Source organism: Erythrobacter sp. HKB08, assembly GCF_004114695.1.
GTDB lineage: Bacteria > Pseudomonadota > Alphaproteobacteria > Sphingomonadales > Sphingomonadaceae > Parerythrobacter_A.
The window spans coordinates 2,441,481-2,454,310 of sequence record NZ_CP035310.1; the positions used below are offsets into that span (position 1 = coordinate 2,441,481).

The window sequence follows — 12,830 nt, forward strand, 5'->3', positions numbered from 1 at the left end:
TTTCCATTTCTGAAGGCGCGGCTGGCCCGAAAACCGGGACAGCTGTCAGGTGCCGCGTCTTAGTCTGCGATCAGGCCGATCGCGCCGTAAATGACGGCCGCGGTGCCGAAGCTGACCAGTGCGCCGATCACGAAGCCCACGCGGACCAGGGTTGCGTCGATGCCGGTGTAGTTGGCGATACCGCCGCAAACACCCCAGATTTTCGCATCGGTGCGGTCGAGGCGGAAGCCCTTGCTGGGCGGGCCGCCGATCGGGTCGTGCTTGATAACGCTCATGCCATCACTCCCGGCAGGACTGCGCCGCCATTTGCGGGTGCGATTGCTGCGGCCATGAAGACGGCCGAGACGAAGATCGAGACAGCTGCAGCGAAGAACTGGTTGCTGACATTCTCGAAGCTGAACATTTGAATATACCTTTCTAGTTGAATTGCGTTGTGTGAGATCAGGCCATCACGACCGGAAGGACTGCACCCTGGTTGGCCGGTGCGATCGCGACTGCGAAAACGAAGGCCGAAACTGCGAGCGAGCTAACCGCTGCAAGGATGCGGCCGCTGAGATCGTTGAGCGTAAACATATTTCAAATTCCCCTTTCAAAGTTTCGCCGGAGGACCGTTCCTGCCGACGCCCAACACTTTGCAGGGAGCGTGCCAAACTCGAAAAATGGCGGAATTCAGCCGTTTTTAACCACTTCGCCATGATTTCGAATATTAACGATTACTGAATGTTGGGAAAATTCCCCAACTCTTGGAAGTGACTGTTTCGGCTGGTTTCCCGCCTGCGCCGTGGCTAGGAGGATCGACGCTCATGGCGCTCGACCGCATCAACCTTTCCAGCTTCCGCAACCATGCCGAAACCGCGCTTGATGGTGCGCGACGGTTCAACCTGCTGGTGGGCGAAAACGGCGCAGGGAAGACCAATGTGCTCGAAGCGATCTCGCTGTTCGCGCCTGGCCGCGGGTTGCGACGCGCGGCATTGGCCGAAATGGCATCGTCGGGTGGTGCCGGCGGTTTCTCGGTCGGCGCGACGCTCGATCCGCTCGATGGGGAGGAGCCAGTCAGGCTCGGCACCTATACCGATGCAGCCCAGCCGGGCCGCAGGCGCGTGCGCGTCAACGGCAGCGAGACCAGCGCCATCTCGCTTGGCGAGTGGCTCGCGATTGGCTGGCTCACGCCGGCAATGGACCGGTTGTTCATGGATAGCGCAGGCGGCAGGCGCCGCTTCCTCGACCGGCTGGCCCTTGCCATTCGCCCCGACCATGCCCGCCATGCCTCGCGCTACGAGAACGCCCTGCGCGAGCGCAATCGCCTCCTGTCGGACGAAAGCGCGCCCGATCCGGCATGGCTCGACGGGATCGAAGCCCAGATGGTCGAGCATGGGGGCGAACTTATTGCCGGACGACTTTCCACCATCATCCGGCTGAAAAAGGCAATCGCCGAGCTGCCCGAAGAGCCTTTCGCGCGTCCGGAACTAACCTATTCCGCGGGCGGACCTGAAACGCCGGGAGAATTTCGCGAGGCCTTGCGCAGCGGCCGCTCGCGCGATCGTGCAGCCGGGCGCACCCTCACCGGCCCTCACCGCGATGACCTGCTCGTTTCGATGGCTGGCAAGGACATGCCCGCCGCCAATTGTTCGACCGGCGAGCAGAAGGCGATGCTGATTGCGATCATCCTCGCCCATGCAGAGCTCGCGGCCGCCGGCCGGCCCAATGTTCTGCTGCTCGACGAGGTCGCAGCCCATCTCGATCCGTTACGCCGCAAGGCGCTGTTCGACCGCCTGCGTGCGAGCGGCGCGCAGGTCTGGCTCACTGGCACCGAGCTCGCGCCATTCGCCGATATCCGCGAAGAAGCCGCGATCTGGCAGGTCGAAGGCGGCGCGGTCCGCCGCCTCTAGTCAGTTCGCTTCGGGCAGCGCCTCGATCACCTCGTCGACCGTGCCTGCCACCAGCTCCTCGATCCCGCTCGGTGTCGGGTGGATGCGGTCGGACTGGAACAGCTCGGGCTGCGTGTAGATCTCCTCGAGGAAGAAGGGATAGAGGTCCGCGCCGAATTCCTTCGCAAGCTCGGGATAGAGATTGTCGAATTCACCCTGGAACTCGCCGAAATTCGGCGGTGCGCGCATGCCCATGATCAGGACCGGGATTTCCCGCCGCTTCAATTCCGCCAGCATGGCCGAGAGATTTTCGCGCGTCTGGTCCGGGTTCAGCCCGCGCAGCAAATCGTTGCCGCCGAGCTCGAGAATGAACAGGTCCGGCTTTTGCGCCTGCGCATCGAGCGTGAAGTTGAGCCGCTGCAGGCCCGCCTGGGTCGTGTCGCCCGACACGCCCGCATTGGTCACCCGCGCATTGACGCCGCGCGCGCGCAGGGCCGCCTCCAGCTTGGAGGGATAGCTGTCCGCCTTGTCGACATTGTAGCCGGCGAACAGGCTGTTCCCGAAGGCGAGGATATTGCGCTGCGGCCCCATGACGGGCTGCGCGAGCGGGCGATCTATCTCGCTCTCTTCGCCGGGTGCTGGTGCAGGGGCTTCGCTGCCGCAGGCGGCCAGGAGAAGCGCGGGAACAATCGACAAATGGCTAAGTTTCATCTGCGAGCCTCCTTGCTCGTCCCCTTCCCCTATGCAATCGGCAGTCTGTGACAAGCCCCCAGACCATTATCGCTCGCAATCTCACGCTCACTCTCGGCCAGGACAGCGCTCCGGTCGAAATCCTGCGCGGGATCGATCTCGACGTCTCCGATGGCGAGGTTCTCGCCCTGCTCGGCCCCTCCGGCTCGGGCAAGAGCTCGCTCATGGCAGTTCTCTCCGGCCTCGAACGGGCGACAGGCGGTTCGCTGACCGTCGCGGGACAAGATTTCACCGCGATGGACGAGGACGACCTCGCCCGCGCGCGCCGCGGACATATCGGGATTGTGCTGCAAGCATTCCACCTGCTGCCGACGATGACCGCGCTCGAAAACGTCGCGACCCCGATGGAGCTTTCGGGCGACCCCGGCGCGCAGGACCGCGCGCGCGCAGAACTCGAAGCGGTGGGCCTCGGCCACCGGCTCGATCACTACCCTACCCAGCTTTCGGGCGGCGAGCAGCAGCGCGTCGCCATCGCCCGCGCCATCGCGCCGCGCCCCTCGCTGATTTTCGCCGACGAACCGACGGGCAATCTCGACGTCTCGACCGGCCACGACATCATCGAGCTGCTGTTCAACCGTCGGCGCGAGACCGGCGCTACCCTCCTCGTCATCACGCATGACAACGAGTTGGCCGAACGCTGTGGTCGCATCGTGACCATCGCCGACGGCAAGATCGCGAGCGATACGGCAGCGAAATGAGCGCGGCGCTTCCCTGGTCGACCGCTTGGCGGATCGCGCGGCGCGATCTCAACGCCCGCTTCAAGGGCCTACGGCTGCTGCTCGTGTGCCTGTTCCTCGGCACCGGGGCGCTCGCTGCAATCGGGACGCTGACCGGCGCCATCGAGCGCGAGCTTGCCAATCGCGGGCAGGAACTGCTCGGCGGCGACCTGGAAATTGAGGTCTGGCAGCGCGATCTCAATCCCGACGAACAGGCGGCGCTCGCAGCCTATGGCGAGATTTCCGGCGGGACACGCCTGCAAGCCATGGCGAGCGCGGGCGACAACGCCGCGCCCGTCGGCCTCAAAGCGATCGACGGAAACTGGCCGCTCTACGGCGAATTCACGCTCAAGGACGGTCGGAGCGCAGGCGCCCCGGCTGAGGGCAGCGCATGGCTCGACCAAGGGGCGATGGACCGGCTCGGCATTGAGGTCGGCGAGACCTTCCGCGTCGGCACGCAGACGCTCACCGCAGCGGGTGTCATCGAGAACGAGCCCGACAAGCTGAGCGAGGGATTCTCCCTCGGCCCGACGGTGCTCGTCGCAGAGAGTTTCCCGCAGGCTGCCGGCCTCATCGCACCGGGCTCGATGTACCAGAGCAAGTATCGCGTCGCCTTCAACGGCGCGCGCGATCCCGAGGTCGTCGAGGAAGAACTGACCGAACAGTTCCCCAATTCCGGGTTCGATTTCCGCACCCGCGACCGCGCCTCGCCCGGTGCCGACCGCTTCGTCGGGCGCATGGGCGAGTTCCTGACGCTCGTCGGCCTCGCCGCGCTGGTTATCGCGGGTATCGGCATCGGCGGCGGCGTCTCGTCCTACCTAGAGGCGCGCCGCACGAGCATTGCGACGCTGAAAGTCCTCGGCGCTTCGAGCAAGGACATCGCGCGCATCTATGCACTGCAGATCGGTGCTGCGGCGCTCGCGGGCAGCCTGCTCGGCCTGCTCACCGGCATGCTCGTGACACCGCTTCTGGCGACTGCCCTCGACGGGCTTCTCCCGGTCGAGAGGGGCTTCGTCTTCGAGCCTTCCGCACTGCTGCTCGCTGCAGGCTACGGGCTGCTGGTTGCGCTGGTCTTCGCTGCGACGCCCATCCTGCGCGCACGGCGCTATCCCGCCATGGCACTGATGCGGGCGCGCATCGTCCCTCTCGCCCGTGACGGTCGCGCGCTAATGTGGGTGCTGGGAGGCTTGATCGGTATCGTCGCCCTCGCCCTGCTCACTTCGCGCCAGCCCATGCTGTCGGGCGCCTTCCTCGGCGGCGCGGCAGCGATGCTGCTGCTGCTTGCCCTCCTCGGCTGGGGGATCCGCAAGCTTGCCGGCGCGCTGCCGACGCCGAAGAACCCGCTGGTGCGCGCCGCGCTCGCCAATCTGCATCGCCCCGGCGCCTCGACAGGGGCGCTGGTGACCGCGCTCGGCTTCGGCCTCAGTGCGTTCGTCCTGCTCGCCGCAATACAGTCGAGCATCAATGGCAATATCGAAAGCCGGGTGCCTCAGGAGGCACCGGATTACTTCGTGCTCGATATCCCGCAGGACAGGGTCGAGCAGTTCGAAGGTCTGGTCCGGGCCGAGGATCCCGACGCGATGGTTCGAGCGATCCCTGCCCTTCGCGGCGCAATCCTCGCCTATGGTGCGGAAGAGAACCCGACCCGCGTGGCGGACCTCGAGGAAATCCCGGAAGGCGCCTGGGCGCTGCGCGGCGAGCGCGGCCTGACCTATGCCGAGGAAGTCCCGCAGGGCAATTCCATCGTCGAAGGGCAATGGTGGGGCCCGATGTACGAGGGCGAACCGCTCGTTTCGGTCGACATCGAATTTGCCGAGACGATCGGTCTCGAAGTCGGTGACATTCTGACAGTCGGGGTTCTCGGGGTGGAACGGACCGCGCGCGTCGCGAACCTGCGCCAGATCGACTGGGAGAGCATGGGCTTCAACTACGTGCTGGTCTTCAGCCCGAATGCCCTGCGCGATGCCCCGCACAACTTCGCCGCGACCATCGAGCTGACCGAGGGCACGCCGACCGGGCCGCTCCTCCGCGGTCTTGTGCAGGCGCTGCCATCGGCCTCGGTTATCGAGATCGGCGGCGTGCTCGAACAGGCCCGCACCATCCTGACGCAGGTTGGCGTTGCAACCTTTGCGGCCGCGTCGGTCGCCGTCCTTGCAGGGCTAGCCGTCCTCATCGGAGCCATCGCGGCTGCGCGCGCCGCGCGGACCTACGACACGGTCGTCCTACGCGTCCTCGGAGCGAGCCGCAGGCAGGTCCTGCTGATGCAGCTGGCCGAATACGGGCTGCTTGCGCTTGTGCTCGCCGGCGTCGCGCTCGCCATCGGGACCGGGCTCGGCTGGCTGGTCATCACCCAGCTGTTCGAGTTCGACTGGCTGCCCGACTGGGGCGAGATTCTTGCCGTTCTCGGTGCCGGTCTGCTGTTCGTGCTGGTCTTCGCACTCGCCGGCTCACTCCCGCTCCTGAGAGCGAAACCGGCGCAGGCGCTTCGCGCGCTTTAACGGCTCAGGAAAATACGCCCGTACCGTACTGGTCCTGCGGGTCCGGGCCGTAGCGATTGTCGCCCTTGGTTCCCGGCAGGCACATGAAGACTAGTACGATGAAGCCGCCGATGATCGGCACGAAGCGCACGAACCAGAACCAGCCCGACCTGTCCTGGTCGTGATAGCGACGCACTTCCACCGCGATCGCGGGGACGAGGCTTGCGAGGACGAACACGAAAATCCCGAGCGTCGCGATGTAGAACAGCGCGCCTGCATCGGTATCGGGGTTGAACGACGGGTCGAAGGCCCCGCTGATCCCCATCATCGCATAGCCGATGGCGATGACACCCACGAAGAACAGCATGAACCACCAGTATTCCGAGCGGGTGGAGCGCCCCTTGAAGTCGGCGTAGCGCTTGTACGGCAGGAACATCTTTTCGAGCATCGAACCCCTCCATTGCGATTGGATGGAGGTGGGATATTGTCGCCTGGCCGGTGCCGGTATGCCCTAAGTCTGGCAGGAGCGCTGCTGGCGCCTAGCTGAAAATGTCGCCGAGGTTCTCGCCATAGACGGGCGGGCCATAGGCATTCTCGCCCTGCTGCGGAGGCAGGCTCATCACGACCATATAGGCGATCCAGGCCAGCAGGCTGAGCAGGAAGACCGCGAAGACGCAAATGATCGCAAGCCAGCCCGGCGCGCCGAAATCCTGAAAACGGCGCCATGTCAGCGCGAGACCGGGCACGAAATTGGCGAGAAAAACGGCCAGTACGGGTAGGAATACCAACAGCACACCGGGTCCGGCGCTTGCCTCGTTACCCGTCCGGTCGATTGCTGCGATCGCGCCGATGGTTATCGCCATGGCGAGGAAATACTGCAGCGTCAGGAAGAGGCTGTAGAACCAGAACTCGCGGCGGCTCGAGCGTCCGCTGAAATCGGCAAAGCGCTTGTATGGCAAAGTCATCCACGCGAAGATTGCCGTCTTCGGCGGTACGTCCTGGTTGTTCACTTTAAGACCCGAAATCTGGAAGCGGGGTTGCAGAGCAAGTCCCCGCCCCTTTGTTTGTTCAACTGAAGACGGCTGGATCGGCCGCGACGTCACCCGGCCTGCCATGTACCACCAGCGTGGAGGCGAGCATGTCGTGCAGGCCCTGCTTGCGGTCGGTGAAGGCGACCATGATGTAGCCGATGTACATGATCAGGCCCGACAGGATCTTGCCGAAATAGCGACCCGTCGCGCGCCCGAAGCTCAGGCGCCCGCCATGTTCGTCGGTCACGATGATGCCGACCGCCATCTTGCCGAGCGTGGCCTGCTTTTCCGAACTCTCCATCAGCGCGAAATACAGCCACTGCCCGCCGAAGATCAGCAGGTACATGATAACGACCCCGACACCTGCCGCGGCATCGGACGGTCCGCCCGGATCCGATGCAAGACCGATCGCCCCGCCCATCACGAACAGGATGATGAGCATGACGAACGTCAGCAGAATGCTGTCGATCAGATACGCCCCCGTGCGTATCCAGAAACCTGCGTAATTATCCATGTGACCCCCGTAAGTTACGTCCCGCCATATGCATGCATCGAAATGATGAAATGGCAAGCAAAAGGGGGCCCTCCCGAAGAAAGGCCCCCAAATAAAAGCGGAAATATCCGCGTTTTAGCTTGCCCGGATCAGCTGAATACAGCCGGGTCCGAAGTCTCGCCCGGCTGGCCCTTGAGAACCAGCGTTCCGGCGATCATGTCGTGCAGGCCCTGCTTGCGCTCGGTGAACGCAACCATGATGAAGCCGATCAGCAGGATCAGTGCAGACAGGATCTTCGCGAAATAGCGGCCGATAGCGCGGCCGATGCTGAGACGGCGCCCTTCGACGTCGGTCACGACCAGGCCCATGGCCATCTTGCCGACGGTCGCCTGCTTGGCCGAGCTTTCCATGCCGGCGAAATAGGCAACGCCGATCGCGATGCTGATGATGTTGAGCAGAGTGCTCGCACCCGTCTGCGGCGCTTCAGGGTCGAACATGTTGACCCCGAGGATCATCGCAATGACGTATTGCACGATACCGATAATAATCGCGTCGATGATATAAGCGACGACGCGGATCCAAAATCCCCCATAAACCATGAAATAGTCCCTCCACTGCTGGTGCTAGGGAACCTAACGCCATCTCGGCGGAGGGTAAAACGAAAAAGGGCCCCGCTTTCGCGGAGCCCCCTTCTTTTTAGTCAATCCGTTCGGATCAGAACTTGAAACGAACCGTGCCGCCGTAGGTGCGCGGTGCGTTCGGATAGCCCGAGATCGTCTGCGACTGGGCGACACCCGGGAAGATCGTCGTCAGGTAACGATCGTTCGTCAGGTTGCGGCCCCACAGGCTGACTTCCAGACCCATGTCGAGAGCCAGGGTGAGCGATGCGTTCACCTGGTTCACTTCGCGGCTGTAGAGGCGCGCGATTTCACGTGCCGGCGCGAACGGATCGGCCAGCGACGTGTCGATGAAGTCCGGCAGACCGTCGAGGATCTGCGTGTCGCTCTCGTGGTAGTAGTCCACGCGGCCGATCAGGCGGTTGCCCGAGTAGCCGAACTCGTGGGTGTAGGTAGCCGAGGTCGCGATCGTCCATTCCGGGATACCCGCCGGGCGGAGGCCCGAAAGGTCACCCACGGCCGAACCCGGGAAGCTGTCGTACTTCGCGTCGAGGTACGTCGTCGCGAAGGTGAAGACGAGCGGGTCGGCCGGCGAGATCGTTGCGTCGAATTCGAAACCGCGGGTCGACTGCGAACCGGCGTTGGCGAGTGCAAAGCCCGTGCCGGTGAAGGCGAAGGACTGGAAGCCCTCGATCGTCTGGTCGAACAGCGCAAGGTTGAACGACAGGCCCGGGAAGTTCGCCTTCAGGCCGAGCTCGAACACTTCGGCTTCTTCCGGACCCGCGAAGCGCGAACCGGTCGAGAGGTTCGGCACGGCAAGGCCGGCATCGCGGATCGGCGAGGACGGCGCGAGGATCGTGCTGCCGAACGGACCCGGGATGAAATCGCCGAAGGCCGGACGCGAATCGCGCGACAGGTTGACCGACGATGCCTTGAAGCCCGTGGCGTAGGTGAAATAGGCATTCACCCGGTCCGACAGGTCGGCCGACGCGCGCAGCGTGTAGCTGAAGTCGTCGTCGCGGGTCTGGCCCGGTTCGACGGCATTCGGCAACGCGAGGAACGGCGGCTGGAACTGCAGGGCCTGCAGGCCGAGCAGCGGGTTCAGCTGCGGGTTCGTCGCGGCGGCAGCTATCTGCTGGAAGATCGGAGCGGTCTGCGGATTGGTCGCGAAACCATTGATGACGGCAGGCGTCACCTGGCTCGGCGGGATTTGCAGAGCGCCGGCGATCTGGCCGACGATCACGGCATCGACGACGTTGATATTCGCCAGCGGGTCGAAGCTCGCCTGCGAAAGAGCGAAGTCCTTCTTGTCGTCGGTGTAGTTGAAGCCGCCGGTCAGCGTCAGCCAATCGGTCACTTCGAGGTCCACCGTGCCGAAGACCGACCACGACTGGTTGTCGAGGGTGAAGACTTCGGTGGTCAGCGGGCCGGGTGCGAAGATCGAGTTCTGCGGCAGGCCGAGACCGAATTCGACACCGGAAAGCGTACCCGGCGTGCCGGCACCGGCGAGCAGGTCGAAGAACAGGCGCGAGTCCGAACCGGTGGTCAGGCCCGAGTTCTGCTCGATCGATTCATCGAAGAAGAAACCGCCAAGCAGGAAGTTGAACGGACCGTCGAAGTCCGAGGTCAGGCGAACTTCCTGGGTGAAGGTGTCGACCGCCTGGTCGCGCAGTTCATTGACGATGTCGGCGCTGGTGAAGTCGACGTCCTGCTGGTTGAACGAACGCAGTTCGCGGTAGGCCGTGATCGAGGTCAGCGTGAATGCGCCGAATTCGATGTCGCCCTGGATCGAGCCACCGTAGTTCTCGATCTCGTTTTCCGGCAGGATGTTGAGGAAAGCGCGGTCGTCGAAGATGTCTTCGTTGCCCACTGCACCGCCGACGGCGAAGACCAGCGGCGAGGTCGGGCCGAAGCGGACGTTGCCGACGTAGCAGCAAAGCTCGTCGATCTTCGAATAATCGCCGATCGCACGGATCTTGACCGGGCCGCCGTTGTCGAACAGCAGCTGGCCGCGCACCGAGTAACGGTCGCGCTCGTTGATGTCTTCGCCGAGATTGACGACGTCGACATAACCGTCGCGCTTGTTGAGGTTGCCGTCGACCGAGAAGGCGAGGCTGTCGCTAAGCGGGCCGGTCACATCGCCCTTGAGGACGATCTGGTTGTAGTTGCCGTAGGTCGCCGAGACAGAGCCGCCGAACTGGAACTGCGGTTCGCGGGTGACGACCGAAATGACACCGGCCGAAGCGTTCTTGCCGAACAGCGTCGACTGCGGGCCGCGCAGGACTTCGACGCGGGCGACGTTGGCGATGTCGGCGATCTGGCCGGCCGAACGCGAACGGAACACGCCGTCGATGAAGACACCGACCGACGGCTCGATGCCGAAGTTGTTGGCGCCGTTACCGAAGCCGCGAATGATGAAAGTGGTGTTGGCCGAGCTCTGCAGCTGGCTGACGCGCAGCGACGGCGAGACGGTCTGCAGGTCGATAAGGTCGCGGATTTCCGCGCGCTCGAGCGTTTCGCCGGTGGTCACGCTGACCGAAACCGGGGTTTCCTGCAGCGTCTGTTCGCGCTTGGTCGCGGTGACGATGATCGCGTTGCTGGTGTCGAACTCTTCGTTCTCTTCGACGACCGTGTCGGTCGCGGTGTCGGGTTGGCCGTCCTGAGCGGCAGCAACGCTGGGCATGCCGAAGCCGACGGCAGCGAGGCCGACGAGCATCGCATAGCGCGACGAGCCGGTGAATCCGGTAACAGTCTTTTTCATGGAGTACTCAATCCTCTTCCATGCGGCCGCGTATTGAAGGGAGGAGAGGGCGACCGCTTGGGTGCGCGAATAAAATGCCCTTTTCGCTCATACAAGCAATTTACTGCGTGTTTTCGGGTGATTGAGCGGTGTGTTGCTACTGCGTCACACCTCGCCACGCTTGCCCTAGCGGAAAGGCTCGGCTAGGGGCGCCGCGATATTGCGCTGCACAATGCGCGCACCCCCTTATCGAGAGCTCGAATACGATGTCCGCAGACCTGCGCAACGTGGCGATCATCGCCCACGTCGACCATGGCAAGACCACCCTTGTCGACCAGCTTTTCCGCCAGTCCGGCACGTTCCGCGAGAACCAGCGGATCGACGAGCGCGCGATGGATTCCAACGACCTGGAAAAAGAGCGCGGGATCACGATTCTCGCCAAGTGCACCAGCGTCGAATGGAACGGCACGCGGATCAACATCGTCGACACCCCGGGCCACGCCGACTTCGGCGCCGAGGTCGAGCGCATCCTCTCCATGGTCGACGGCGTCATCCTGCTGGTCGACAGCGCTGAAGGCGCGATGCCGCAGACCAAGTTCGTGACTGGCAAGGCGCTTGCCCTCGGCCTGCGCCCGATCGTCGTCGTCAACAAGATCGACCGTCCGGACGGCCGTCCGCAGGAAGTCCTCGACGAAGTCTTCGACCTGTTCGTTTCGCTCGACGCGGACGACGACCAGCTCGATTTCCCGGTGCTCTATGCCTCGGGCCGCGACGGCTATGCGGGCGAGGAAGACAGCGTGCGTGAAGGCGACCTCAACCCGCTCTTCCAGCGCATCGTCGACCACGTGCCGCCCCCCGGCCTCGACACCACCGGCAAGTTCACCTTCCTTGCCACTCTGCTCGACCGCGACAACTTCATGGGCCGCGTGCTGACCGGCCGCGTCCAGTCGGGCACGATCAAGATCAACGACCCGATCCACGCGCTCGACCGCGACGGCAAGGTCATCGAGACGGGCCGCGCGACCAAGCTGATGAGCTTCCGCGGCCTCGAGCGCGTTCCGGTGGAAAGCGCACAGGCGGGCGACATCATCGCGCTCGCGGGTCTCGAGAAGGCAACCGTCGCCAACACGCTGGCCGATCCGTCGGTCACCACCCCGATCGAAGCCCAGCCGATCGATCCGCCGACGCTCGCCATGCGCTTCAGCGTCAACGACAGCCCGCTCGCCGGGCGCGAGGGCAGCAAGGTTACGAGCCGCCTCATCCGCGACCGCCTGTTCCGTGAAGCGGAAACCAATGTCGCCATCCGCATCACCGAGAGCGCCGACAAGGACAGCTTCGAAGTGGCGGGCCGCGGCGAATTGCAGCTCGGCGTCCTCATCGAGACGATGCGCCGCGAAGGCTTCGAGCTGGGCATCAGCCGTCCGCGCGTGCTCTATCGCGAGGAAGACGGCCAGCGCATGGAGCCGTACGAGACCGTCGTGATCGATGTCGACGACGAACACTCGGGCACGGTCGTGGAGAAGATGCAGCGCCGCAAGGCCGAGCTTACCGAGATGCGCCCCTCGGGCATGGGCAAGACCCGCATCACCTTCAGCGCCCCCTCGCGCGGCCTCATCGGCTACCACGGCGAGTTCCTGTCCGACACGCGCGGCACGGGCATCATGAACCGCCTGTTCGAGAAGTACGGCCCCTACAAGGGCCCGATCGAAGGCCGCATCAACGGCGTGCTGATCTCCAATGCCAGCGGCGAAGCGACCGCCTATGCGCTCTTCGCCCTCGAAGACCGCGGCGAGCTGTTCATCGGCGGCGGCGCGAAGATCTACGAAGGCATGATCATCGGCGAGAACGCCAAGCCGGAAGACCTCGAGGTCAACCCGCTCAAGTCGAAGCAGCTGACCAACTTCCGTTCGAGCGGCAAGGACGATGCGATCAAGCTGACTCCGCCCCGCGTCATGACGCTGGAGCAGGCGATCGCCTACATCGACGACGACGAAATGGTTGAAGTCACGCCGGAAAGCATTCGCCTGCGCAAGGCGATCCTCTGCCCGCACGAGCGCAAGAAGGCGAAGCGCAAGTCGGCGGAATAATCCCGCCGAAGGACACCGCCGGCAAAATCGGTTCGTCTTCAGGAACCTACT

General features: G+C 64.0%; 13 protein-coding genes. 4 read left to right on the forward strand and 9 right to left on the reverse strand.

Going from position 1 to position 12,830, the window contains the following annotated elements:
• Window positions 1-59: 59 nt before the first annotated feature.
• Genes EO245_RS11835 through EO245_RS11840 form a run of 3 tightly spaced genes read right to left on the reverse strand, consistent with a single transcriptional unit; the run spans window position 60 to window position 573 of the window.
• A complete protein-coding gene (locus tag EO245_RS11835) occupies window positions 60-275 on the reverse strand; it encodes a PspC domain-containing protein (protein WP_128893117.1) in 216 nt (71 codons plus the stop codon).
• Window positions 272-403, reverse strand: coding sequence for a hypothetical protein (locus EO245_RS13550; RefSeq protein ID WP_255416942.1), 132 nt, complete (start codon window positions 401-403; stop codon window positions 272-274). The genes EO245_RS11835 and EO245_RS13550 overlap by 4 nt, the downstream gene beginning before the upstream one ends.
• Before the next feature lie 38 nt (window positions 404-441).
• Window positions 442-573, reverse strand: coding sequence for a recombination protein F (locus EO245_RS11840; protein WP_128893118.1), 132 nt, complete (start codon window positions 571-573; stop codon window positions 442-444).
• Between the two features lie 230 nt (window positions 574-803).
• Here EO245_RS11840 and recF point away from each other — a divergent pair, with 230 nt between their 5' ends.
• Window positions 804-1,889 (forward strand): DNA replication/repair protein RecF, encoded by a 1,086-nt coding sequence (gene recF, locus EO245_RS11845; protein ID WP_128893119.1) that lies wholly within the window; start codon window positions 804-806, stop codon window positions 1,887-1,889.
• On the opposite strand, the gene EO245_RS11850 is transcribed toward recF, so the two are convergent.
• On the reverse strand, window positions 1,890-2,579 hold the full coding sequence (locus tag EO245_RS11850) for an arylesterase (RefSeq protein ID WP_128893120.1): 690 nt from the start codon (window positions 2,577-2,579) through the stop codon (window positions 1,890-1,892).
• A gap of 47 nt (window positions 2,580-2,626) precedes the next feature.
• Here EO245_RS11850 and EO245_RS11855 point away from each other — a divergent pair, with 47 nt between their 5' ends.
• Window positions 2,627-3,316, forward strand: coding sequence for an ABC transporter ATP-binding protein (locus tag EO245_RS11855; protein WP_128893121.1), 690 nt, complete (start codon window positions 2,627-2,629; stop codon window positions 3,314-3,316).
• Window positions 3,313-5,832: an ABC transporter permease gene (locus EO245_RS11860; RefSeq protein WP_128893122.1), complete on the forward strand. Its 2,520-nt coding sequence runs from the start codon at window positions 3,313-3,315 to the stop codon at window positions 5,830-5,832. The genes EO245_RS11855 and EO245_RS11860 overlap by 4 nt, the downstream gene beginning before the upstream one ends.
• 4 nt (window positions 5,833-5,836) lie before the next feature.
• Here the strand turns inward: EO245_RS11860 and EO245_RS11865 are convergent, their stop codons facing one another.
• From EO245_RS11865 to EO245_RS11885, 5 genes are all read right to left on the reverse strand, one after another.
• Complete coding sequence (locus EO245_RS11865) at window positions 5,837-6,259, reverse strand: DUF805 domain-containing protein (RefSeq protein ID WP_128893123.1); 423 nt, start codon at window positions 6,257-6,259, stop codon at window positions 5,837-5,839.
• A 91-nt stretch (window positions 6,260-6,350) separates the two neighbouring features.
• Window positions 6,351-6,821, reverse strand: a complete 471-nt coding sequence (locus EO245_RS11870) for a DUF805 domain-containing protein (RefSeq protein ID WP_164931319.1) — start codon at window positions 6,819-6,821, stop codon at window positions 6,351-6,353.
• Window positions 6,822-6,879: 58 nt separating this feature from the next.
• Window positions 6,880-7,356 (reverse strand): RDD family protein, encoded by a 477-nt coding sequence (locus tag EO245_RS11875; protein WP_128893125.1) that lies wholly within the window; start codon window positions 7,354-7,356, stop codon window positions 6,880-6,882.
• A 128-nt stretch (window positions 7,357-7,484) separates the two neighbouring features.
• A complete protein-coding gene (locus EO245_RS11880; RefSeq protein ID WP_128893126.1) occupies window positions 7,485-7,934 on the reverse strand; it encodes an RDD family protein in 450 nt (149 codons plus the stop codon).
• Between the two features lie 115 nt (window positions 7,935-8,049).
• Window positions 8,050-10,713, reverse strand: a complete 2,664-nt coding sequence (locus tag EO245_RS11885) for a TonB-dependent receptor (RefSeq protein ID WP_128893127.1) — start codon at window positions 10,711-10,713, stop codon at window positions 8,050-8,052.
• 245 nt (window positions 10,714-10,958) lie between these two features.
• Here EO245_RS11885 and typA point away from each other — a divergent pair, with 245 nt between their 5' ends.
• Window positions 10,959-12,779: a translational GTPase TypA gene (typA, locus tag EO245_RS11890; RefSeq protein ID WP_128893128.1), complete on the forward strand. Its 1,821-nt coding sequence runs from the start codon at window positions 10,959-10,961 to the stop codon at window positions 12,777-12,779.
• Window positions 12,780-12,830 lie beyond the last annotated feature (51 nt).